Source organism: Glaciecola sp. KUL10 (assembly GCF_003203515.1).
Taxonomy (GTDB): domain Bacteria; phylum Pseudomonadota; class Gammaproteobacteria; order Enterobacterales; family Alteromonadaceae; genus Glaciecola.
In genome coordinates, this window is record NZ_BGNG01000002.1 from 332,209 (window position 1) to 355,535 (window position 23,327).

Consider the following 23,327-nt stretch of genomic DNA (forward strand, 5'->3'; position numbering starts at 1 on the left):
TACAATAGTATTAAGGTGCGTACGATGAACACGGTATTGATAATTGATGATGACAAGGAATTGGGTCAAGTGCTGTGTGAGTACCTTGAACAAAACGATCTTAAACCTAATGTCGTTAACCAGCCGAGTGAAGCGCTTGAACACTTAAAAACAAATGACTACGACCTGATCCTCCTGGATGTCATGATGCCTGAAATTGATGGATTTGAAGTATTGCGTCGATTGCGGCAACACAATCAAACGCCTGTCATTATGTTGACTGCCAAAGGTGATGCGTATGATAAGGTGCTTGGCTTAGAGCTTGGCGCAGATGATTACCTTGCAAAGCCTTTCAATCACAGAGAGCTATTAGCGCGCATAAAGGCTAATACGAGGCGCTTTAGTGAGAATGGACGCATCACTAAACAAACAAGCCTAACGCTTATGGGGGTTAGGGTAAATTCCGCCACACAAAGCACTCATGTCAACGAGCAGTTAGTGGAATTGACATCAACAGAATTTCAATTATTGTCTTTACTAATGCGTAACGCTGGAGAGATGTTGACAAAAGAACAGTTAAGTCAGTCTGCATTGGGTAAACGGTTAAGCCCACACGATAGAAGTTTAGATATGCATATCAGTAACGTTAGAAAAAAACTAAGCCAGGCAGGGGCAAGTAATTTAATCAAGACAATAAGAGGCAGTGGTTACTTATTCATGAGTGAACAATGTATATGAGTATATTTAGCCGTTTGAACCCGACAAATTCATTATTTGGTCGAATCTTTGTTTGGTTTTGGCTGGCGACTGGCTTGATGGTTTTCGCGGTGATTTTAGTCGTTAATCGGGTTTCTGATCCTGTAGAAGTCTTGCCCTTAACTAAGTCGCAACAAAAAATGGTCGTAAAAATTGAGTCGGCAATTGAGAAAATTGAGGCATCAGACTTTAGTACTCGGCAGATTATGAAAAAACTCGCTCGCATGAATAATTGGCTGGTGGTGCGTGTCGATCCGAATACCAAACATGTAAATATTGGTTTTCCAAGGCCAATTGCGGGACGTTTAAAAGTATTTGCAGATTATTCATTATCGGACAAACTCATTCGCTTACGTAATAAAAATGCGGACTTTGTTGGGCCATTCGAATTAACAACCAATGGTGAAGTCAATATTTTATTTATTGGAAGAGTCTTACCCAAAGCAGAACGCGTAAGCCGAGCGCCCATATTTATCTACGGCGGAATTATCGTACTTATTTTGGGTTCTGTGTTTTGTGGTGTACTAGTTTGGCACCTCACACGTCCGATCAAACAGATTAGTGAAGCGAGTCGACAGTTTGCAAAAGGTAAACTTGACACTAGGGTCAATGGCTATGATAAGCGCAAAGATGAGATCGGTTTGTTAAGCAAAGACTTTAACAAAATGGCCGCACAAATCGAAAACACGATAGATAACCAAAGAATGTTGATGGCTAATGTATCTCACGAGCTAAGGACGCCGTTGACACGTATGCAACTAGCGCTTGCATTATTGGAGGGGGCAGAGGGCAATACTAATATTCTGCAGAAAAACATTGACCGCCTCAGTAATGACATAAGCAAGATGGACGGCCTTATTGAGCAAATTTTAAATATTAGTAAGGCACAATCTTCTCATTCCAAATTAGATTTTTGTCATGAAAATATCTCTGAACTAGTGACCGAAATCGTTGAAGAGACTCAACTCGAAGCGAGCAATCGACATATCCAGACTAACCTGCAAATTACTGACAATATCTACAGTTCAATTGACAAAGCTGCGGTGAGAAGTGCTATCGAAAACATCATTCGCAATGCACTTAAATTTGCTAAGTTTAGCGTTAACATTCAAGTTTATGCGTCAAAAAATGGTGAAAACGTGTGTGTGGTTGTTGATGATGACGGGTGTGGGGTAAGTGATGAACAGCTCGCCTTGCTGTTTGAACCATTTTATCGGGCTAAATCTGTTGGTGAGCAAAATACTGAAAACAATGGTACGGGATTGGGGTTAGCAATTGCAAAAGCAGCTATCGATGCTCACAATGGAAGCATTGAAGCACAAAAAAGCCCCTTTGGCGGTTTGAATATGACAATAATTCTGCCTAAAGATTGAACTCCTACTACCAGACAAAAAATGCTTAGATGAAATTATTGAAAGAAAATGAAGTAGAGGCAAAACATGAATCAATCATAATGCCTTTTTTAAGTACGCAAATGGCCAGAGGTATTTGGCAACTTTCAGATGGCGTTGAAATAGTTTATTACAGTGCTTTCCACCCCCATCCTCGTGGAGTAGTCGTGTTCTCTTCAGGACGCTCTGAATGCGCTATCAAATATGCTGAACTGGCACATGATTTTTATGTTAATGGCTATTCTGTCTTTATTCATGACCATCGTGGTCAAGGAGAGTCTTCGCGTTTAACCGATAATCCCCATCATGGCTATGTAGATTCGTTCAGTGATTATGCTGATGACTTTGAAATTATTATCGATTATGTGCTGCAACCGTTATTAGTGCAGAATGGTCAATGTGAACTTCCAAGGTATTTGCTGTCACATTCTATGGGGGGGGCAATTGCTGCACTTGTGCTATTCAGAAGACAATCATACTTTTCTAAAGCCGTATTTTCTTCTCCTATGTTTGGCATCGCACCACCGGTTCCTATTTGGATGGCAAAAACGCTGCTGAGTGTAAACCTGTTCTTTACTAAGCTAAGTGGGAAAAAGGCGAGCTATTTTGTTGGTGAAAGTAATTATCAGGCTTTTCCGTTCCACAAAAACAGACTGACACACAGTGAAATACGATATCATTTGTTCAAAACGGCTTACTCAGAGAATCCAAACGTGCAATTGGGGGGGGTAACATCTTGGTGGGTCGTGCAAGCATTATCCGCGCTTCAATACATACATGACAATGCAGATCAAATTACGATACCTTGTCTAGTCTTGAAATCAGGTGGTGATTTAATCGTCAGTAATGACGCCATCGATGACGTACATCAAAAACTAGCAGATAGTCGCCTAGTTACTGTTGATGGAGCTATGCACGAGCTATTTTTTGAATCTGATGCAATGCGAGAACAATGCCTTAATTCTATTGAAGCGTTTATGTTGGCTTAATTTGATAAATACTTAAAATCACGATATTCAATGCAATTGTAAGCAAAGTTGAACTAAATTTAAGAATGTTAGGAATATTAAAAACATGTTAGACATTGTGCTATTTGAGCCCGAAATTCCGCCAAATACCGGGAATATCATTCGATTGTGCGCGAACTCCGGATTCAGACTTCACCTAATTGAGCCTCTCGGGTTTGATTGGGAAGAAAAAAAGGTCAGGCGAGCAGGTTTGGACTATCACGAATTTGCGGAAGTAAAAAAGTACGCTAACCTTGATGCGTATATTGCTGATAGATCGCCGAAACGTATATTTGCGTGCACGACAAAAGGAAAGCAATTTCACTCTGATGCTCAGTATCGAAATGGTGACGCACTAATTTTTGGACCTGAGACCCGAGGCCTCCCCGATGATTTTATTCAGAGTTTACCCGAAGCACAGAGATTAAGAATTCCAATGCTACCCGATAGCAGGAGTATGAATCTATCGAATGCCGTATCAGTGTTTGTTTACGAAGCTTGGCGACAGTTTGGTTACGAGGGGGCTAGGTAATTACCTTGCTAGGGTATTTAGCATTGATGGATTTAAAAAAGTCATAGACTTTCTGCATATCATTATTTAGGTCCCCGCTTGGATAAATTATCTCTCCGATGATCACTGTCTTAAGTTTAAAATCAAAGCCAATTAGCAGAACGGGAACTCGGGCTTCTTGAGCAACCGCAAGAAATCCTGTTTTCCATGGGTAAACAGGTGATCGAGTGCCTTCTGGAGCAACAGCTAAAATCATTGCTTCATGACTATTGAACGCGCGCGTAATCTGTTCGACAACGCCGTGTGTAGCGCGTCGATCCACAGGTATACCACCTAATCGCGTTAATACTTGCTTGAATACAGGGATGAAAATACTGTGCTTACCCAAGAACTTAATGCGGATACGCAGCACGAACAAAACTGCAACGCCTAAGAAAAAATCCCAATTAGAAGTGTGTGGCGCAACGGCAATGACCATTTTTTTGTAGTGGGGAAGCTGTCCTTGTATTTTCCATTTGAACAATCTAAGCAGGAAGCCGCCAAAACTCGCAGCTACTCTATTGCCACCTTTTGGTGGTTTTCCATTTAAATGTGCGTATTCATCCGTGTTCATTTATTCAGAGGTAGGAGTGCGACTTAATAGGCTCATTGCCGCCTCTCTGGCAGACTTGCCACGGTAAAGCACTTGATAGATTTGTTCGCAAATCGGCATTTCGATGTTTTGACGGGTGCTTAAAAGTTTGACTTCATCGGTATTTCGAAAGCCCTCGACAACTTGACCTATTTCGTCAATAGCAGCCTGTGCGCTAAGTCCTTTTCCTAATGCTAGACCGAAACGTCGATTGCGCGATTGATTGTCGGTGCATGTTAATACTAAGTCTCCAAGCCCAGACATACCCATAAACGTTTCAGGTTTAGCGCCCAAAGATGCACCTAAACGACACATTTCAGCCAAACCCCTTGTAATCAGCGCTGTGCGAGCATTTGCACCAAAACCCAAGCCATCGGCAAGGCCTGCGCCAATGGCGATGACATTTTTGACGGCACCACCTAATTGAACACCAATGAGGTCTTGGTTTTGATACACCCTAAAGCCTTGTGCGTTATGAAGTTTGTTACCAAACTCATGTGATAGCATGAGATTGTCTGAGGACAATGTGATTGCAGTAGGCAGACCCGCTATCATCTCTTTAGCAAATGTAGGTCCAGAAACGACCGCCAATGGTCTATCGTTGCCTAGAATATCCGCTGCCACTTCGGACAATAGCCTACCCGTTTCTGGTTCAAGGCCTTTAGTCGCCCATATAACTCGCTGTTCAGGCCTTAAAAATGGTTTGATAGCAAGTAAGGTGTCATTGAATGCATGACTAGGAACAACAATTAGCAAGTCAGGACTAGCTTCAACCGCTTCTTGAAGATCTGATTTTACGAATAAATTGTTGGGAAAGTTAGAATTTGAAAGGTATTTTTCGTTATGTCTTTGCTCGGCCATTTGAGTGCAGTGTGCTTCATTTCTGCCCCATATATATGTTCTTTGCTGATTACGAGCTAGACAAAAAGCAAGCGCGGTACCATATGATCCCGCGCCTATCACAGTCACCGACCCGTCAAACTTGTGAGTCTTAATTGAATCGGTGCTCATTGCTTTTGACTTATGCGTCAAGTTGAGGCTGAGGAGCGTCTGCGTTTGCTTGGGCTTCCTGTTGACGTTTTTGCATGTAGGCAGCAAAAATCGCGTCAAAGTTAACAGGCGCTAGGTTAAGCTGTGGGAATGTTCCACGATTCACTAGGTTTGAGACTGTCTCGCGTGCGTAAGGGAAAAGCATATTAGGGCAAAAAGAACCTAAAGTATGTGCTTTATTCGCTTCTGGCATCTCGCCTAGTTGGAAAATACCTGCTTGTGCAACTTCACATAAAAACGCGGTTTCCTCACCGATTTTAGCCGTAGCAGTAACCGATAATACAACTTCATATGTGTTTGGCGACAGTTCAGTCGTGCGTGTGTCGATGTCTAACTTAACTTCTGGCTTCCATTCTTTTTGGAAAATAGCTGGCGAGTTAGGAGTTTCAAACGAGATATCTTTAGTGTAGATGCGTTGAATGTTAAATTGTGCAGCCTGCGCCGGTTGTTGTGCGCCTTCTGCTGGTGTTGGAGCTTGTTCGTCAGCCATTTTTAAATCCTTCGGTGTTTCTTTTGAGTGTTATGCTTGTAATAAAGCGTCTAGTTTACCTTGTGACTCTAATGCAAAGAGGTCATCACAACCGCCCACATGAGTGTCACCAATAAATATTTGTGGCACTGTGTGGCCACCGTTTGCACGCTCGATCATCACGTCGCGCAACTCCGGTTGTTTGTCAATTTCAAAGTCAGTAAACGTTACGCCTTTGTCGCTAAGAAGCGCCTTTGCTCGTTTGCAGTATGGGCAATAACCTTTTGTGTATAATTCTACTTTTTGCATCGTTGACTCCTCGTCTTTGGGTTAGCAAGCGTTATCTGTTGATAACAGGTAGCTAACAGACCTGTTGCATTGGTAATTTCTTTCAGTCGCAAATCTTACTGCGTAACGCAACTTATTTAGTTGTGGGTAGGTTAGCTTGCTGCCAAGCATTCATGCCACCTTGCAATACGGTCACCTTTTCGAAACCAGCTTTATGCATTTGAGCTGCTGTCTTCTTAGCGGATACACCCATCGCACATGCAACAATAATGGGCTTGGCTTTTTCTTTTTCAAGGCGTTTGAAGTCTGCTTTTGTTATTTCTTCAGCTTTTAATTGACGAGCCCCTGCGATATGCCCCAATTTAAAATCTTTTTGGGGGCGTATATCTAATAACACTGCATCCTGTTTGTTCATCAATAAAGTTGCTTCATGAGTATTAATTTGTTTTACGGGTGAAAGTGCATCACTGACAAACGAGTATATCAACCAAGCAAAGAGAGCTAACCAAACCGCTGATAATAAAAAGTTTTCTTGAAAGAACTCGAGCATGAAATGTCTGACCTATTTAATATAAAAACAACAAAGCAAAAATTAAGACGCAAAGTATATAGAAAAACACGGCCAAAACCACTATTTACAAGCTTTTCGCATATAAAATAAGCAATTCGCTGTTTCATCATTTCGCATAAACTGATAACTTTCGTATTACATATTCGTACTTAACCTGAACATTGTTTAAGGAATGGTGCATGTAATTAATTTGTATGATTAATTAAATTTTCCACTCAGTGCCACCTCTTAGACAAGATCCAGGTTACTTTATGTCATTCGACCACTATTTTTTTAAAGGCTATTCATGCAAGCGCAAAAAAAGACTCTCGCACTTATTATTTTAGACGGTTGGGGTTATCGAGAAGAAACCACCAATAATGCAATCGCTCAAGCAAACACACCTGTGCTTGACCGCCTTTTTGTTGAAAAACCAAGCACCTTGATTTCGGGTTCAGGAATGGACGTAGGCCTTCCTGATGGTCAAATGGGCAATTCTGAAGTTGGCCATGTCAACTTAGGCGCTGGTCGCGTTGTTTATCAGGATTTTACGCGTATCACTAAAGATATTGCTGACGGTGAGTTTCAGCAAAATGATGTAATTGTTTCCGCTATCAAGAAAGCAGTAGATAACAATAAAGCAGTACATATTATGGGGCTTTTATCTCCTGGAGGCGTACATTCGCATCAAGACCATATGTTCGCCACGATAAAACTAGCTGCCAAAATGGGCGCTAAATCAATTTATCTCCACGGCTTTTTAGACGGGCGTGACACCCCACCTCGAAGCGCACTTGATCCAATTAACCAAGCCGACGCGGTCTTTGCAGAAGTCGGAGTGGGCCAAACTGCAACATTGGTTGGGCGATACTTTGCAATGGATCGCGATAATCGTTGGGACCGCGTACAGCAGGCCTACGATCTCATTATTGACGGAAAAGCGGAGTTTACAGTCGAATCCGCTGAAAGTGGGCTAGAGCAAGCCTATGCACGTGATGAAAATGATGAATTTGTAAAAGCGACCAAAGTGGATGGATACAACGGTGTTCAAGATGGGGATGCTATGCTGTTCATGAATTTTAGAGCCGATAGAGCGCGTGAAATGTCACATGCAATGGTAGATAAAGTGTTTGATGGCTTTGAACGAAATCGTCAGCCAGCTACCGAATTTGTTATGTTGACTGAATTTGAATCTAATCTTGACGTACCATGCGCTTATCCGCCAGAACCGCTTGTGAACGTAATGGGTGATTGGCTAGCGAAGAACGATAAAACTCAGTTACGGATTTCAGAAACTGAAAAATTTGCGCACGTCACGTTTTTTTATAGTGGTGGTAAGGAAGACGAATACCCAGGTGAAAAAAGAATATTGATTCCTTCACCCGATGTTGCAACCTATGACCTACAACCTGAAATGAATTCGGAAAAGCTGACTGATGAATTAGTGGCTGCAATCAAGTCGGGAGAATACGATGCGATTATTTGTAACTATCCCAACGGCGATATGGTTGGGCATACTGGTAAGTTGGACGCTGCAATTAAAGCGTGTGAAGCTGTCGACGCCTGTATTGGCCGAATCGTTGAGGCTCTAGAAGAAACTGGGGCAGAGTGTCTTATTACTGCAGACCATGGCAATGCGGAACAGATGGTTGATCCGAGTACTGGTGTTGCTCATACAGCCCACACAAGTGAACCTGTGCCCTTTATTTATGTCGGTAGAAATGCAACAGCCAGAACCGGTGGTACATTAAGTGACGTTGCCCCCACAATGCTTCATCTTTTAGGCATGGAGCAGCCTAAAGAGATGACGGGTAAGACAATTATGCAGTTAACCAACTAGCATTCAATGTTTAAGCTAACTAGCACTATGCGCAAAACCCAAGTCTCGTTACGAGACTTGGGTTTTGTCGTTTTGCTGAGTTTGATTGCGACGGCCTCAATTACAAAGAAATCGCACGCCAATGATCTTGAGAGTATTCAAAACTTAATTAAGCAAACACAAGCAGCTCTTACACAAAATTTAGAGGCATCAGAGCGGTTGCAACAAGAGCTTAAATTAGCAGAACTAGAAATTGCTAAAACGGCTACACAGCTTAATCAGACTGATCGTTCTTTAACAAACACTCGATTAGAAATGCAAAAGCTTGAAGAAGAGCGAACTAGGCTGCGCAAGGGTATTGAGGAGCAGCAAGCATTATTGGCCAATCAATTGAAGAGTGCATATATGGCCGGAGATTATGATTTTGCGAAAATGCTTTTCAATCAAGAGGATGCAGGACGATTTGAGCGAGTGCTTACTTACTATCAATACCTCAACAAAGCGAGAAAAAGTCAAATTGATGAATTTCGAGGTATTGTACAAGCCTTAGAGAGTGTTGAGCTGGAATTGCGCGATAAAGAAGTTACGCTAGATCAGCTTTTGTCAGCGCAAAAATCCCAAGCAGATAAGTTGAGAGGTCAGCAACAAGCAAGGCATATCAAGTTGCAAACACTCGACACACAAATAAAAACTGATACCGCCAGAGTCAAAACGCTTCAACAAGAAGAGCGCTCATTGTTGGATGCGATAGAACAAGCAGAAATCGCTGCACAAGCGCGTGCTCGTGCACAAGAAGAGGTCAGTGAAAATGTTGAAATAGTCCTAAATGGACTTAAATCATTGAAAGGAAAGTTAGACCGACCCACCGCGGGTAAAATGAGGGCTCTGTTTGGGAAACGACGTCAAGGTCAGGTGCGCTGGAAAGGGGTTATCTTCACCAGTGAACAAGGCGTTCCAGTTCAGGCTGTACATGATGGAAAAGTGCTATATGCTGATTGGCTCAAAGGGTTTGGCTTGGTTACGATTGTCGATCATGGAGAGGGTTACATGACAGTTTACGGTCGTAATCAGGCACTACTGAAAGAGCCAGGGCAAACCGTACTAGCAGGCGAAACCATTGGACTGGTTGGCAACAGCGGTGGACAGGCCTCAACAGGCCTGTATTTTGAGCTGAGACATAAGGGTAAAGCACTCAATCCTAGTCAGTGGTTACGACGCTAATCAGGCTTAATCTCTCAAGCTTACGCAAAACGTCTCAATTCAGTTTCAAGACTGTTTACTTCCATATTAAGTCTGTCTACTGCTTGAGCAGAGCTTTCAGCGTTAGTGGTTAAAGAATTAGAGGTCACTGACAAAGAGTTTGTTGATCGAGCTATTTCATCTGATGCCTGTGACTGCTCTGTTATCGCCAATGAAACCGACGCCATATCTGCGGACAGTTCTGCAATTTTTTCAACGACTGAACCTATAATTTCTTTTGCTGATTCCGATGATTCAGCAACATTCTTGGAGCTTTCCACACAACCATTTACACTATTTACAGATGCTTTTGATTCAGCAATCAACGAAGATGTTATGTCACTGATTTGTTGCGTATTTTCTTTTGTGCGCATCGCGAGTTGTCGCACTTCATCGGCAACAACAGCAAATCCACGCCCATGCTCACCTGCGCGAGCAGTACGCCTTGAAAAACTCGATGACCGTTTAAATGCCATGGATACATAATACTTTTCCAGTTTCTAATTAACTAACTCGTTTCTTTTGTGGGTTATCGGCGAATAACGTAAAAATTGAAGTAATGATTACGCTTTAAAAAGCATGCTTCAATTAAATAATTTGGCACTGAGATAGAAAAATCTAGAAATGTAAGCGCATTGAGCGAATACACAGCAGGAATCTATGTAAAGTTTTTTAAATCAATCGCTTAACTTGGTGTAACTAGAGTTAGTTACAACAGTTTGAAGCCGAAAACTAAGAATTTTTGTCTTGTTTTAACGGCTTAAAAGCACTCACACCACACAGTGCAATAATTGTAAAAATCCCAATTAATAAACCTTGCCATGGTTCATACAGGCTAAAGGCCATTGCAGTAATCACCATAGCCCCTCGTTCTGTGGCATCGTTTACAAGTGCTAATGCTAAGGTTGCACAAGCAAAAGCAGTTAATATCAAGGTCACTGCTAGGGCAACGGGTAACAGCGGTTCTAGCAAAGTGACTATCGGCAACAACATAAATAAAAACGGGAAGCCAAACAAATAGAAGCTACCGATGCTATCGTAAATTGAATTGAGTTTGTCTTTGCCCTCTGCCCAACGCTTCAGTAATACAACTTGAATACCAGTCCATAAAACACCTTGTGTAGCAAAAAATGGAGCCGTGATGCCCATCAATGCATTTCTGATGCCGGTGGCCATATGTGCGCGGCTGCTATCAATTTCAAGCTTTTCATCACTGCGCTGAGCTTGAGCATGTTCGATCATTTCATTGCCAGTGACAACATCACCAAAGAATAAGATGTAGGTAATTAACGCAAGTGGAAAGGATGCGATGAAGGTTTCAATAGGAGGCCAGCCTATCGCAAACGGCGAAGCTTTCTCCCATAGTGATACTGTCGCTGCTCCGATATCCAAGATTTCCCATCTGATGTTATATGTGAACTCTCCTGTAAAATATCCAACAGTGCCAGCAATAATAAATCCAGGTAATAGGCCAAACCCTAATATCTTTGCAAGAAGAGGTTTGTTCAATGCAATTGCTTGGAGCGGTTTAGAGAAAGCGAATACCAAACACACCACGACCCCAAGAGTGCCAGCAATTGGCGCTGACTGGAATACGTTAGCTGCATCACCATCTTTTGTTACGCGAAGAAATGCCGCGATAGCCGCACCTAAAATAATTCCGCCTTTAAATACATTTGGAACAATCTTTATCAACTTAGCTCCTAAACCTGTTGCACCTAAAATCACTAAGATAAACGCAAAATTAAGTGACAGGGCAGTCATGGCTTGAAATTGAGAAGTGTGGTCTCCTAAATAGGCGGGCGCTGTAATGAAGGCTACAACAAAAGGAATAGCAGGCGTTAGCCAACCAGGCGCGTACGGGTCTCCAAAAAACATCCAAGAAAAAGATATGAGTAAACTATGAATCATGGCCATGACGACAGCTTCTTCGAAGCTTAGCCCTAGTAGGGCCATAAAGTAAGGCACTAAGGCTAAGCCTGTCGCTCCTGCAACTGCAAAGCCTTGGAGCATATCAGGCAGAGAAAATCGTAAATGAACAAATGGGATTCGCATTGTGAATGGGCCCCACTTTATTCCCGGTTGCACATTACCATCAACTCGCTGCTTAGACATAATACTGTACTCTCTTTTGCTTGTTATAAGTCGAGATTCAAACGTTTGTTTTTGGACGCTATCAATAGAGTATAGATTTATACATATTATTTACAAAAAATAATATAAATTTTAACAAAAGCTCCGTCGTATTTTAGGTAGCTAAATAACAAGTTATTTCGAAGATGTGCTTGGTGGTAGGTTGACCGTTGGATCGAATATCCGTTGCCAAAACAAAGGTAAATCTGCAAACTTAGGTCGCTGGGTCAGCTTTTCATAGGAGCCTTGGATAACCTTGTCTCCGGTTTGTTTGCCAACCACAAAATTAAAAACATAACTGCCTTCAATGCCCATGCGTAGGTCAGATAAGACTACTTTCTCGTCTTGAAGTTTTACGGCATAGAGCCCTTTAGTAAACCATTGCAATCTTTGCACGCCCCACTGGTTCTGCAGATCATTGAGTAATTCGATTGAACTAGCGTATTCGTTTATGCTGACATCACTCACTTGGTCGAAGACAGAGGTGTAAACCTCAAAATAACGATTCTCTTGAACAACTACGCTTCTCCACAGAAATGTATTTAACGGTGCGGGTGTACTCATGTATATCGCTGGATCAATATGGTGTATGGCAAGCGCCTCTTTGTTTAATGAATCAATATGCCATTTGGCTACGAAACTCCACACTATATAAACACTGCTGACAGTTAGGGCTACATAGGTCGATTTTAATCGTGTGTGTGTACTCACTCTGGGTGCAAGGTATATAAATAAGGTTGCCAGTAGGGGAATCGTATAAATGGGATCGATAATAAAAAGCGTCGAAAAACCAAATGGGTAGTCGCTAATTGGCCACAAAAACTGAGTACCGTAAACGGTGAAACTGTCCAGAAGCGCGTGTGTAGAAAGCGTTAGGAAAAAAAGCCAAAACCAACCTTTAAAATGAACTTTTGTAGTCGGATGAAACTTCGTGATTAACCACGCAATGATTGGGCTGACCAACAATTGCACAATAAATGAATGGCTAAAACTGCGATGATATGTGAAGTCTTCGACTGGACCACCAAATGGGATGAACACATCTAAGTCAGGTAGTGTTCCCAACACCGCGCCGTATATAGCTGCCTTACGACCCACTTTATGCCCTAAAACAGCATAACCAACTGCGCTACCCAAAGCGATTTGAGTGAGTGAATCCATTTAATGCTCTTTCTTGTTAATATGTTAAATTAATTTGCTGATACCAAGTCCAACAACCACTAGGATAATTACAGTTGAAAGTGCATTGCTGATCACAGTATTTTTGGCATGCTGCATGAGTGAACTTTGATTCACCAAGTAAAGCAAGAGTATCAAGGAAATTGGCAGGAGTAGAGCATTTGAAGCCTGAGCAATAACGATAATTGTAAAGGGCTTATACCCAGATAAGGCGACTAGGACACCAATCGCAATAATTGTTGTGCAAATGATTTTAAAGGGCATTGCTTTAATATCAGGCTTAAAGCCAAATACACCGCAAAGTGCATATGCAGTGGCGAGCGGCGCAGTCAGCGCGCTCGTAATACCTGCGGAGAATAGGCCTAAAGCAAAAAATGAATTGGCAAACTCCCCTAAAAGCGGCTGCAACTGATTTGCAATATTGCTAGGTGACAATGCGGTTTGGCTCAAAAAATATGCGTTGGCTGCGCAAGACATAATTGCAAACGTAACCAATCCACCTATGCCTATTGAAGTGAACAATTGCTTTTGATGAGATTTTAAATCAGTGTTAGTAAAAGCTTCACTTTGTCTCATTTTTTCTTGAGCATGTTGTGCACTCAAACCTGCATGGAGAAACAAGTTATAGGGCACAATCGTTGTGCCTAAAATAGCCAATAAGAGCGTATTATTAGAAAACAGCCCCTTGCCAACAAGCCCATCCATAAATAGCGAAAAATCGAACCCGGCAATTAGCATCACTACGATAAAGACAGTACTCATGACTGCAACCAATGAAACTAAAACACTCTCAATGAGTTTGTAACTATTACTCCAAACAAGTCCCAAGGCAATTATGCCTAAAATTGATACCCAAGTAGTTTGTTTGATTTCAGCTACATTAGCTAAGCCTAGCGCAGCCCCAGCGATGTTACCTCCTTCGTAGGCTGCGTTGCCGATACCGAGTGCAATGACAACAAGTGCACCCAAACAAAACTTTGAGGTCCTATTATCAAATGTCTTCATCAAGTTTTCAGATAAACCTAAGCCCGTCACCAGACCTAATCTAGATGACATTTCCTGAACAATAAATGTAGCAAAAACAGAGAATAAGAGCGCCCAAAATAAGCCATAGCCGAGCTGAGCACCAGCTAAAGAAGCAGTGGTCACCGTACCAGGTCCAATAAAGGCAGCAGCGATGATAAAGCCAGTTTTACTTGAATTCATAAATGGTAACTTATTGATTATTATTGTAGTTTTGTTTTGACTGTGCCAAATGCATTAGCTATTGTTAGAGCATAGAAATTACATCATTAAAGGCTAGGCATTAAACCTCACGCAAAACACCCATGAATCTACTTAGCTTATATGAAAACCCCGACAATGCATCTATTTTATACCCCCGCTTTTATGTCGAGGGCGCGGTACTTGGTGCCAGCGCATGCCCAGAAATTCCCATGCCAGACGTTTGGTTACCGTGGGCCATTGAGCATCACGGGCAAATGAAAAGTAATGAGCAGGCCGATGCAATGACAGAAACACTGTTTTCGTACTTTAAATGGTGCTTGAGCCAAATGAGAGACGAAAATACCCAATTACCACCATATGCAGCTTATGATGAAGCTAATAAAGATGCACTTGCATGGTGGCTTAAAGGCATTCTGGCTGCACATACTAGTATGCAAGAAGTCTGGCAAAATGCTTGGCACAAGATGCAAAACCAAGCCCCTGAAAAAGCGCCAAAACTAGCAAAAAACCTTAAACATTGTCTATCAGTGTTTAGTACGTTTGCCGATGTGCCTTTAGCAATTGAACAAGCTAAGCAGCGCGGTGATAATCAATTAGAAGAAAAGCTGCCGGTCATCGCCAAAAGCTTGCCCAATACCCTTCAAATTTATATCGATATATCGGGTGAGTTAGCGGCTTATTTGCCCAATCAATTCGAGACATTTGAGCAGAAGAAACACTAGTATGAGCGATGATATTAATATTGTTCACACAAAAAATGGCGACAGCTTCAAATGTCTATACATGCCGTCGCCAAAGCAGTCTATTCCACCATGCAAAAAGCATTTAATTTATTACCGTCTACATCTCTAAAATATCCGGCATAAAAACCTTTAGTCGCACCTTCAGGACGAAAACCAGGTTTGCCTTCACACGTTCCACCAAGTTCAATCGCTTTTTGATAGAAACTTTCCACTTGAGCAGGCGTCTCTAATGCCATTCCTACCATCGTACCGTTTCCAACAGTGGCGTCTTTTTGATCAAACGGCATTGTGAGGAATAATGCACACTCCTCTGGTTTTCTCGACCATGCTACGAAATAATTCTCCTCTTCCATAAAACGAGATGCGCCAATGGTTGTTAGTAATTCATCATAGTATTTACTCGCGCGCGTCAAATCTTTTGTACCTAGCGTGATATATCCAATCATTATTAATCTCCGTTGATGTTTGATAATCGAAAGCAAACTCATAATAAGCATTGACTACTGACAACTAGTGTCAGTATTGTTGATTTATTATTCTAATACGTAGTCTAAACGAGTAAATCAGCGTTATGCGAAAGGCAGAGCGACTAAATGAAATCGTACACTATCTTCGCCGTATGCATCGTGCTGTGACAGCAGAAACGCTTGCGGGATATTTTGAAGTAAGTGTGCGCACGATGTACCGAGACATTCAGGACCTTCAAGATAACGGCGTTCCCATACTTGGCGAGGCGGGTGTAGGCTACATGATAGATAAGCATTATCACCTGCCGCCTATTATGTTCGATGCTGACGAAATAGAAGCAATTGCTTTGGGAATTAGCATGGTACGAAATTGGACAGATGATAGTTTTGCTCAAAAAGCAGAAAGTGCCTACCTTAAAATACAAGCTACCCTGTCTGCTCAGATGCTGCATGAACTCACACAAATTTCTACATTCTCAGCGCCTAGTCATTACAAAATACCATGGGAAATTAGTTTTAGTGAAGTAAGAGAATGCATTAGACGCAAGCAATTTGTCACATTTACGTATGTAGATTTAAATGACAAACAAAGCGAAAGAACTATTCGTCCATTAGCCTTGACCTCTTTCAGCCCTGTCTGGCTTTTGACCGGATGGTGTGAACTTCGGCAGGATTTTCGTAATTTTAGGATTGATCGGATTAGCAAATTTATTAAGTCGGACCGACGCTTTAAGGATGAAGAGTGGAATAGTTTGCAAGCATATTTGAGATTGTTACCGCTGTCAGACTGTTAGTTCTCGAAAAAACTATATATGAGTTTTATTTTTTCATTGGATATCGGGCACCGTTAATAACAATAAGCGCCCGATAAACCTGTGAGGATACATCGCTATTCTAGGGCATCTATTTCTGTCGAAACTTCTTCAAGCTCTGAACGGTTAAAATCCATATCGTCTAAGTAACTTGCTTGTTCATTTATTAAGTCTTCGAGACCATCATCAATACTATTGGTGACCGCGGAACCAAAGTCATAACTACCCTCTGCCATCTTCATTCTCATGCCAATAGGCGCTAAAACGGGGATATAGTGCGATTTCAATCCAAACTTTTCTCTGATTATCTCTCCGGTTGAAGATTTTAATATGAACCACATCGTTGATGATGGGCGTCTCACTGCAATATCGGCCTTGCCATCTCCGTCATAATCAGCAACAACAGGAATATCTGTTTCGCTAAGACCAAATCTTACTCGGCGAATCTCACCATCGCTTGATTGTAAGATGTACCACGATCTGTCTGCTACTCGACGTACGGCAAAATCAGTAATACCGTCACCATCATAATCAGCAGGAACAGGTATGTCATCTGCACGTAGGCCAAATCTGACCCGTTGAATTTTGTCACCTCGTTGGCTATTAAAATTGGTTCCGCTTGAATTCAAGACATACCATGTATGAGACGAAGGGCGCCTGATAGCAATATCGGTAATGCCATCACCATCGTAGTCTCCTTGAACAGGAATATCATCCTTGCTTAAACCAAATCTAATACGTTGAATTTTGTCACCACGATAGCTGTTATAGTTTGTTCCACTAGAGTTAAGTATGTACCATGTTGAATCACTGCTCCGCCTTACGGCAAAGTCGGTGATACCATCGCCATCAAAATCACCTGGTGTTGGAATATCAGTAGCTCTGACACCAAAGTAAACTCGTTGAATACGGTCTCCCTTAACACTGTTTATGTTTAGGCCACTAGAGTTACGCGCAAACCATGTGCCGATGGAGGGGCGGCGAACAGCTACATCCGTTAAACCATCGCCATCAAAATCACCTGCTAGAGGTATGTCATTTGTATTAAGACCAAATCGGATTTTTTCGATTTTCTGAGTCTCAATATCTTTAGTAAAGCTCATGAAGTTAATTGGGTCTCTAACAATAAGCTCGGCTTTGTTGTCTCCATTCCTATCACCCAATGTATTTCGTTTGATAAATGGCGTAAAAAAGCCATCCAATAGAATAGGCGCACTTTCCGAGTCAATGGTAAATTTATACTCGACCGTTGCAGGCCCCGCCGAAACAGGTGCTCGGTAATAGTAAAAATCTCCAGCCACAAAACGTTCTACATTTTCTAATCTTTCGCCGTTAATATGAATTGAAAGATCGAACAAGGCGCGACTATACCGATCATACCGATAAGCAAACGATACCCAGCCATCTCTCAAATATCCCGTTTTTCGCACTGTGAGTTCTTTGGTAGCATCAACCGGATCAACATAAATCAAAGAATATCCATGGTAAAAAGAAGAATATCTTTGATATAAAGAGTAATCACCGATTATTTCAACTTTTTCATTATCCGATTCAAAAGAAATAAAGCTACCTTCAGTATCAGGTGTAACTTCTGGGTCAGTGATTGACGAGCCAGTTACATACTCTGCAATGTTTGAAAAACCATCTCTATCTAGATCACCGCGAGCGTCGAAAGCATAGTTAGGATTTAAGCCTGCAGCAAGTTCGGCTGCGTCGCTAATTCCGTCGTTATCATCGTCCTCGTCAGCATTATTTCCTATGCCATCATAATCAGTGTCATGCGTTTCAGTTGGGTCATCAGGGAACGCATCAGCACCATCGTGGATACCATCACCGTCAGAGTCAGGGGGTAATAAAATGAGATTACTCTCTTCAGTGGTAAAACAACCTATCGGATTGCAAACCTCTAAACTAACATTGTAAGCTTTGTTCGTTGTTATCCCGTCAAACTCTAGTGAAACCCGAGAATAATTTTCATTATCTTGTTTAAGCGTATTAAGTAAGCTGTCATCGTATAAAACCTGAGTTTCGTTTCCGTCTTCACTATGTAGAAACACTTTTAAGTTATCAACCGGTCTATAGTCAGGGTCTAGTTCCACTGATATTCTACCTGCTTGAGAGTGCATATATACACCCGGACTAGGCCAATAGGTAATTTCCCTAAATGGATTGTTTGAAGCGATAAAAGTTGCTTCAGTGATTGGTCCGCAGAGCTCTCCTTTGCACCGTTGCATAAAAAGAGTTAAGTCTTTGTTTATTCCAAGATCTTCTATAAAGCCTTGCAAGTTATTTTCATGGTCTTCGATCTCAAAGCTCAAAACTTGTTCAGAATTTATTCCGCCGTGCTCATAAATCTTAACCTCTGTATTGGCCTTGGCGTCGTGACCAAACATGAATAGCCTAGCAAACCTAGGGCTTGGTCTTGAAATGCGAATTTCAGAAACATAAAAATCATTAAGATTCATGGTCTCATCATTATTTGAAACGATAAATAAGCTTCTTATCGGAGATTCATTCTCTGCATGCCATGCAAGTCTAGTTAGCTTAAATAATTGAAGATCAAGCGGGTAATCGGCAGTGGCGATTATCTCTTCGTTTTTTGAAAGTGTAAAAACGCCTTTTTCGTCAAAATCTATGCGCAGTTCTAACCATTGCTCAAGCCAACTTTCTTGATCAGTCAAATGCAAAGCTTCGTTTAAGAAAGGAGAAACGATAAAGAGTGAGAATGGTTCTAGTTCAGGGTGCTCTTCACAACCATTTCCTGTGTAGATCAACTCAAACAAATCTTGTTCATACTCTTCATTATAACTTAGCTGACTATAGCGTTGTCTTATGACAGGCATGGTGTTTTTAAACAATGTACTACAAGCTGATGGGGTGCTTAGCTTCGGGAATATACTTGTACTGAAAAATGCACCTTCACCAATTTGAAAGAAACGCTCTAAGTAAAGAGTACCGGTGAAGGTATCCAGGCTGCCATTGCTAGCTCCAACACTAATGTTTTTGCTAGTAAAACTCATGGTTTGCCGACTATTCCTGCTTACTTGTCGGATATCTTTGCCCGATAGAGAAATGCTAGAGGCGAGATGTGTCGAAGTGATCAGTGAAAGCGTTGGCGTGTGTTCACTACAACTATAACTATTACAAGCTTGCATTCGGAAAAAATACTCTTTGCCGGGTTCCAAGTTATTAATTTCGATAGTTCTAACTTCTTCAAAATCACCCGCGATCCGTATTATTCTCTGAGTGTTAAGACTTTGTTGATCTCGACCATAGGTTACTACGAGATCGTTAGCTGAGGTCGGTGCAAGTGCGGAAAGCGTAACACTTCTCAGTTCATTGTTTTGTACTACCTTAAAATTCGTGGGTATGGAAGGTGGTTCAGTTGGTTCTTCCAATGGTGTGTCAGCATATACGTTTACATTTTGACTCACCCCAGAACAACCTGCAGAGTTACACGCTGTAAACTGATATGTTATTAACTTGCCACTCGCAATAGATTCTATAAACTCTCCATAGCTATCGCCAGACTCTAGCGTAAACGAACCTACGGAAGTGTATTCATTATTGTCGATGGCCCTAAATACCTCAAAGTACTCAACAGGTTTAATTGCGTTTAGTGAAAATCGAATACCTATTTTAGCTTTAAGTTCATTTTCCTCTTCAAAGACTCTTCTGCTTGAAAGAGTAGGCACATTAGGTATCGTCAAGAAGTCATCTGGGATAGATACTGCAGTGCTCAATTCACTGAATTCAGTAGTTTGATAGTCTGTAGTTCTTATTTGGTATTGAAATTGAAATGTATCAGCCTGTTCAGAATTGTTAGGCGCATATGCAAAGCCATCATTTTGTGCTTTAGAAGACACAAATCTTCGATATCCGTTTTGATCAACCATGTACATTGAAATTAAACGAACTATCGGATTAGTTGGTAAATTAATACTTATATCGAATTCAGCAGTTTCAGTATTAAAAGTAACAATTGGGGCTGGTAATTCCTCAGGTAAGGGTACAAGGGAATCAAAATCAACTGTCACACTGTCACTAATTTCTGAGCATGTATTTGTGAATGTCGAACAAGCTCTTATCGCGTAATCACCAGACCCTTGGTTAGCTTCAGTTGAGGAAACCAAAAACTCCCGGAAATATCTACCCGCTCCTTGTTCGATAACGTCAAAGCCATTATCGCTTAACTTGACCAGTTCAAAAAAATCAGCAAATGTATAATCACTCCAGTTGACAATTGCTTTGGCTGGCTCATCAGAATTTGATACTCGATAATTTATTGTTAATTCTTGCGGAGGCTGAAGTCGCTCGTTTTTGAATTGAGGCAATAAATTTACTTTCTTTATTGTGGTTGCTAGAGAATCAAGCCTTTGATATCTGGATACTGCTGCGTTTTCGCTTCGGATGCTAATATCTGCATACGGACCCTCGTAATCGTCTAAGACTATGGCGTTTACACTTGCATCAACTTCTTTGTGAGTAGAATAGTTATTTGAGAAGTTGTAAATTATTCGGTAATGAGTTGCGTTTGGCACCTTGTCCCAGCCAAGCACAAGTCTTCCAAAGTATTGGTCTGTAGATACTGTTAGATTGTTTGGAGCTAATAAGCGCTCACCATTAATAAAAGGTGAGTTTGGCGTACTACTGCGACTAAGATCGCCGCCTAGTTTGTCACAGATGTTTTTAAAACAAGTTTCTAAACGATAGCGATAGGATCGGGGTGCGATCACTGTATCGTCAATATAAACTTCACGCTCGTCCATTAGTGTCGCTAGCAATTGCTCTTTTTCATTGCCAACGCTTCTATAAAGCTTAAAGGAATCATAGGCAAGGTTTGCTGAGTACGTAATAAAGAGAGTATTCTCTGCGTCCCTGGAATCTACTGAGAGGTTTTCGTAGTTACGAGGTCGGTCTAATTTAAAATTTATTCTTTGAGTGTGACACAACTTATCCAGGCACTGCTCTAGCTCATATTGATATGTAGCACCGAAGTCGAGTTCTGTGTCTATATATGTATTTTGTTGTTCGTCCGTTTGAAGCAAAACGCCATTTCTGCTCAACTTATATTGATGGTCTTTAATATTATCCCATCGAATCCTAATACCGCTGAAATCCGGTAAGAATTTAGCATCAAAGCGCCCGTTTTCTTGCAAGATTGGAGGCGCTAGGGTGAGTAATTCGGACTCTTTTGAGCAACTAGGTTGATTTCTAAGGGAGCTCGACAAACACTGCGTAATCTTTGCTACAAAGCCCCTAAAACCGACCTCATTGCTAAAGGTATTTCCTTCTGAAATTATCTGACTATAAAAGTGCTGGTTTGATGACAAACTATGAACTTTATAAGAATCAGCGGCGTTATCTAGTTCAGCCGAGAGCGTTAATAAGGTTGTATTATTCGTTCCCTCGCTAAACAGTTTTTCAACGGTTATCTTATTTTCGAAGTCAAGCACTTCAACTGATAAGCTAGTGACCGCATTATGGTTACAGGCCCAATTTTCGTTACACTTCGAAATCTTATAAAAGGTATCACCAGATTGTAAACCCGTTGAACTATCAACCAGTAAGGTCTCAAAAGACAGCATGTTGAGAGGCGTCTCATCATAGTGCTGCGACTTTCTTTCAATCACCGTGTTTTGTTGGGATGCGAAATTGATCGTCGCTGAAAAAGGAGCATTGCTGGTGATAGCTGCCTGCAATGGCGTATTTGGTATATCAAAAACAGAGGTCGCTATTTCAGCTCGGTAAGTTCCTCGATTCGCATTACTTCTACTCCAGTATAAAGTATTCTCGGTTGTTGCGAAGTGCATCGCGCTTATACCGCTTAGCGAATAGTCGAAAACATCAAAATTATCGTGTAAGCCGACCAGCGCAGTTTGTTCAGTAGTGATATCTACCACGAAAACCCCAAGCGACTGCCTTACCCCAGCTTTCAATTGATCGAGTGTTCGAGTTAATTGGGCGCCGAATCCTATATATCTATTGTCAGAGCTGATGGTTAAGCTTTCAAACTGCCCGTCAGACGAAAAGGCTCCCTTTAATCCAATTGTTTTTTCACTTTCAAACTGGTCTTCGGAATGCTTTATCGTTATCGTGCTTTTATCTGAATTCCAGCGAGCAAAAAGCGAGCCGTCGTGTGATAGAGCCGCGCTATACCTTTGATATCTATTAGTGTTATCTTTTAATGATATTAGTCCAGAGCCAGTCGAAAAATAATTAAACACGGAACATGAATCTTCCCAGCAATTCTCGCCAATTAATATACTTTGATCGCTGCCGACACCTAATACTACCTTTATATTCTGTTCACCCTCGAGTGCTAACTTCTCAAACTCAGCATTGGGTGATTCTTTCTTATAGATATCGTAGCCAAGTCCAATAACTAATATGCTATCAGTTGCATCAGTTTTCAGTGATAAAGGATATTCAGATTGTCTATTGCTTGTGAATTCAATATTGGTAACTTCTCCACTTTCAATATCATAGCTAAATACGCTGTCCGCTATGTTTGAATCTTGAGCGTAAAAAATAACGTTTTTATCATTATTATAGAAGAATGGTTTAGTATTAAACGCGCTAAAGTAGGCGCCAATATTTGCAAGAGAAACACGCACAACAGTGTCTTGTGCAATGTCTTGAATATAGAAGTAAATATTATTTGGAGAACTGGTAACCGAACCATTTTCGTCCAAATAATTAGAGGCGAACAAAAGCAAGTTACCGCTTTGTGATACATCGTAGAGTTCATAAAAGCTGTTTGCCGGTACTTCAATAGATAACTTTTCTGCATAATGCTGGGAATGCGCAAAAGACGCAAATAAGATGAAAGCAATAAAAATCACAAACGACTTGAAGAAATGCATGAACTTTCCTTGTTTAGCATTAAATTAGCGATCACTGCTAATTTTTGATATCGGATCGTAGATGATTAATGGTGATTTCTCAAGTTAAATCACCATCAAAAACGTTTTATGTGTATGTTTTGTTCAAACTGCTTAATCAGAAGCAAGGCATTGAACTTCCCCATCAACAAAGGGGATAAGCCCATATATAACAACAGCATAAACCCTGAA

The 23,327-nt window shown here is 41.3% G+C and carries 19 protein-coding genes; 8 read left to right on the forward strand and 11 right to left on the reverse strand.

Features of this window, described 5'->3' with window-relative positions; translation table 11 throughout:
• Nucleotides 1-24 precede the first annotated feature (24 nt).
• The 4 genes from KUL10_RS05335 (at nucleotide 25) to trmL (ending at nucleotide 3,665) form a co-directional block, all read left to right on the forward strand.
• Entirely contained in the window at nucleotides 25-717 is a 693-nt protein-coding gene (locus KUL10_RS05335) for a response regulator transcription factor (protein ID WP_110427864.1), read from the forward strand.
• Complete coding sequence (locus KUL10_RS05340) at nucleotides 714-2,108, forward strand: ATP-binding protein (protein ID WP_158525323.1); 1,395 nt, start codon at nucleotides 714-716, stop codon at nucleotides 2,106-2,108. The genes KUL10_RS05335 and KUL10_RS05340 overlap by 4 nt, the downstream gene beginning before the upstream one ends.
• Before the next feature lie 29 nt (nucleotides 2,109-2,137).
• Nucleotides 2,138-3,115, forward strand: a complete 978-nt coding sequence (locus KUL10_RS05345) for an alpha/beta fold hydrolase (RefSeq protein WP_110427866.1) — start codon at nucleotides 2,138-2,140, stop codon at nucleotides 3,113-3,115.
• An 85-nt stretch (nucleotides 3,116-3,200) separates the two neighbouring features.
• Nucleotides 3,201-3,665 carry a tRNA (uridine(34)/cytosine(34)/5-carboxymethylaminomethyluridine(34)-2'-O)-methyltransferase TrmL gene (gene trmL, locus KUL10_RS05350; protein ID WP_110427867.1) on the forward strand — a complete coding sequence of 155 codons (465 nt, stop codon included), beginning with the start codon at nucleotides 3,201-3,203 and terminating at the stop codon, nucleotides 3,663-3,665.
• Here trmL and KUL10_RS05355 read toward each other — a convergent pair.
• The 5 genes from KUL10_RS05355 to KUL10_RS05375 form a co-directional block, all read right to left on the reverse strand.
• Nucleotides 3,658-4,257 carry a lysophospholipid acyltransferase family protein gene (locus KUL10_RS05355; RefSeq protein ID WP_110427868.1) on the reverse strand — a complete coding sequence of 200 codons (600 nt, stop codon included), beginning with the start codon at nucleotides 4,255-4,257 and terminating at the stop codon, nucleotides 3,658-3,660. The two genes, trmL and KUL10_RS05355, sit on opposite strands and share 8 nt — an antisense overlap.
• Complete coding sequence (gene gpsA, locus KUL10_RS05360; protein ID WP_110428037.1) at nucleotides 4,258-5,286, reverse strand: NAD(P)H-dependent glycerol-3-phosphate dehydrogenase; 1,029 nt, start codon at nucleotides 5,284-5,286, stop codon at nucleotides 4,258-4,260.
• A gap of 10 nt (nucleotides 5,287-5,296) precedes the next feature.
• Nucleotides 5,297-5,815 carry a protein-export chaperone SecB gene (gene secB, locus KUL10_RS05365; RefSeq protein WP_110427869.1) on the reverse strand — a complete coding sequence of 173 codons (519 nt, stop codon included), beginning with the start codon at nucleotides 5,813-5,815 and terminating at the stop codon, nucleotides 5,297-5,299.
• Nucleotides 5,816-5,845: 30 nt separating this feature from the next.
• Nucleotides 5,846-6,103, reverse strand: coding sequence for a glutaredoxin 3 (gene grxC, locus KUL10_RS05370; RefSeq protein WP_110427870.1), 258 nt, complete (start codon nucleotides 6,101-6,103; stop codon nucleotides 5,846-5,848).
• Nucleotides 6,104-6,215: 112 nt separating this feature from the next.
• Nucleotides 6,216-6,632, reverse strand: a complete 417-nt coding sequence (locus KUL10_RS05375) for a rhodanese-like domain-containing protein (RefSeq protein ID WP_110427871.1) — start codon at nucleotides 6,630-6,632, stop codon at nucleotides 6,216-6,218.
• 307 nt (nucleotides 6,633-6,939) lie between these two features.
• Between KUL10_RS05375 and gpmI the strand changes: the two genes are divergently transcribed.
• Complete coding sequence (gene gpmI, locus KUL10_RS05380; RefSeq protein WP_110427872.1) at nucleotides 6,940-8,472, forward strand: 2,3-bisphosphoglycerate-independent phosphoglycerate mutase; 1,533 nt, start codon at nucleotides 6,940-6,942, stop codon at nucleotides 8,470-8,472.
• 6 nt (nucleotides 8,473-8,478) lie between these two features.
• Nucleotides 8,479-9,672, forward strand: coding sequence for a murein hydrolase activator EnvC (locus KUL10_RS05385; protein ID WP_233499715.1), 1,194 nt, complete (start codon nucleotides 8,479-8,481; stop codon nucleotides 9,670-9,672).
• Between the two features lie 20 nt (nucleotides 9,673-9,692).
• Here KUL10_RS05385 and KUL10_RS05390 read toward each other — a convergent pair whose 3' ends face one another.
• The 4 genes from KUL10_RS05390 to KUL10_RS05405 all read right to left on the reverse strand — a co-directional run bounded on the left by KUL10_RS05390 (nucleotide 9,693) and on the right by KUL10_RS05405 (nucleotide 14,208).
• The gene (locus KUL10_RS05390; RefSeq protein ID WP_110427873.1) at nucleotides 9,693-10,166 is read right to left on the reverse strand and encodes a methyl-accepting chemotaxis protein; all 474 of its coding nucleotides are present in this window, start codon (nucleotides 10,164-10,166) and stop codon (nucleotides 9,693-9,695) included.
• Nucleotides 10,167-10,422: 256 nt separating this feature from the next.
• Complete coding sequence (locus KUL10_RS05395) at nucleotides 10,423-11,805, reverse strand: xanthine permease (RefSeq protein WP_233499716.1); 1,383 nt, start codon at nucleotides 11,803-11,805, stop codon at nucleotides 10,423-10,425.
• Nucleotides 11,806-11,958: 153 nt separating this feature from the next.
• Nucleotides 11,959-12,984, reverse strand: a complete 1,026-nt coding sequence (locus KUL10_RS05400; protein WP_110427874.1) for a metal-dependent hydrolase — start codon at nucleotides 12,982-12,984, stop codon at nucleotides 11,959-11,961.
• Between the two features lie 24 nt (nucleotides 12,985-13,008).
• Nucleotides 13,009-14,208, reverse strand: coding sequence for an Nramp family divalent metal transporter (locus KUL10_RS05405; RefSeq protein ID WP_110427875.1), 1,200 nt, complete (start codon nucleotides 14,206-14,208; stop codon nucleotides 13,009-13,011).
• 122 nt (nucleotides 14,209-14,330) lie between these two features.
• On the opposite strand from KUL10_RS05405, the gene KUL10_RS05410 reads away from it, so the two are divergent.
• Entirely contained in the window at nucleotides 14,331-14,951 is a 621-nt protein-coding gene (locus KUL10_RS05410; protein ID WP_110427876.1) for a UPF0149 family protein, read from the forward strand.
• Between the two features lie 80 nt (nucleotides 14,952-15,031).
• Here the strand turns inward: KUL10_RS05410 and KUL10_RS05415 are convergent, their stop codons facing one another.
• On the reverse strand, nucleotides 15,032-15,418 hold the full coding sequence (locus tag KUL10_RS05415) for a VOC family protein (RefSeq protein WP_110427877.1): 387 nt from the start codon (nucleotides 15,416-15,418) through the stop codon (nucleotides 15,032-15,034).
• 125 nt (nucleotides 15,419-15,543) lie between these two features.
• On the opposite strand from KUL10_RS05415, the gene KUL10_RS05420 reads away from it, so the two are divergent.
• Entirely contained in the window at nucleotides 15,544-16,233 is a 690-nt protein-coding gene (locus KUL10_RS05420) for a YafY family protein (RefSeq protein WP_110427878.1), read from the forward strand.
• Between the two features lie 95 nt (nucleotides 16,234-16,328).
• Here the strand turns inward: KUL10_RS05420 and KUL10_RS05425 are convergent, their stop codons facing one another.
• A complete protein-coding gene (locus tag KUL10_RS05425; protein WP_110427879.1) occupies nucleotides 16,329-23,117 on the reverse strand; it encodes an FG-GAP-like repeat-containing protein in 6,789 nt (2,262 codons plus the stop codon).
• Nucleotides 23,118-23,327: the final 210 nt, after the last annotated feature.

Excerpts from the sequence above, each read along its gene's own strand:
- KUL10_RS05335 (WP_110427864.1), top strand. The coding sequence starts at position 25 with ATGAACACGGTATTGATAATTGATGATGACAAGGAATTGGGTCAAGTG.
- KUL10_RS05340 (WP_158525323.1), top strand. The coding sequence starts at position 714 with ATGAGTATATTTAGCCGTTTGAACCCGACAAATTCATTATTTGGTCGA.
- KUL10_RS05345 (WP_110427866.1), top strand. The coding sequence starts at position 2,138 with ATGAAATTATTGAAAGAAAATGAAGTAGAGGCAAAACATGAATCAATC.
- trmL (WP_110427867.1), top strand. The coding sequence starts at position 3,201 with ATGTTAGACATTGTGCTATTTGAGCCCGAAATTCCGCCAAATACCGGG.
- KUL10_RS05355 (WP_110427868.1), bottom strand. The coding sequence starts at position 4,257 with ATGAACACGGATGAATACGCACATTTAAATGGAAAACCACCAAAAGGT.
- gpsA (WP_110428037.1), bottom strand. The coding sequence starts at position 5,286 with ATGAGCACCGATTCAATTAAGACTCACAAGTTTGACGGGTCGGTGACT.
- secB (WP_110427869.1), bottom strand. The coding sequence starts at position 5,815 with ATGGCTGACGAACAAGCTCCAACACCAGCAGAAGGCGCACAACAACCG.
- grxC (WP_110427870.1), bottom strand. The coding sequence starts at position 6,103 with ATGCAAAAAGTAGAATTATACACAAAAGGTTATTGCCCATACTGCAAA.
- KUL10_RS05375 (WP_110427871.1), bottom strand. The coding sequence starts at position 6,632 with ATGCTCGAGTTCTTTCAAGAAAACTTTTTATTATCAGCGGTTTGGTTA.
- gpmI (WP_110427872.1), top strand. The coding sequence starts at position 6,940 with ATGCAAGCGCAAAAAAAGACTCTCGCACTTATTATTTTAGACGGTTGG.
- KUL10_RS05385 (WP_233499715.1), top strand. The coding sequence starts at position 8,479 with ATGTTTAAGCTAACTAGCACTATGCGCAAAACCCAAGTCTCGTTACGA.
- KUL10_RS05390 (WP_110427873.1), bottom strand. The coding sequence starts at position 10,166 with ATGGCATTTAAACGGTCATCGAGTTTTTCAAGGCGTACTGCTCGCGCA.
- KUL10_RS05395 (WP_233499716.1), bottom strand. The coding sequence starts at position 11,805 with ATGTCTAAGCAGCGAGTTGATGGTAATGTGCAACCGGGAATAAAGTGG.
- KUL10_RS05400 (WP_110427874.1), bottom strand. The coding sequence starts at position 12,984 with ATGGATTCACTCACTCAAATCGCTTTGGGTAGCGCAGTTGGTTATGCT.
- KUL10_RS05405 (WP_110427875.1), bottom strand. The coding sequence starts at position 14,208 with ATGAATTCAAGTAAAACTGGCTTTATCATCGCTGCTGCCTTTATTGGA.
- KUL10_RS05410 (WP_110427876.1), top strand. The coding sequence starts at position 14,331 with ATGAATCTACTTAGCTTATATGAAAACCCCGACAATGCATCTATTTTA.
- KUL10_RS05415 (WP_110427877.1), bottom strand. The coding sequence starts at position 15,418 with ATGATTGGATATATCACGCTAGGTACAAAAGATTTGACGCGCGCGAGT.
- KUL10_RS05420 (WP_110427878.1), top strand. The coding sequence starts at position 15,544 with ATGCGAAAGGCAGAGCGACTAAATGAAATCGTACACTATCTTCGCCGT.
- KUL10_RS05425 (WP_110427879.1), bottom strand. The coding sequence starts at position 23,117 with ATGCATTTCTTCAAGTCGTTTGTGATTTTTATTGCTTTCATCTTATTT.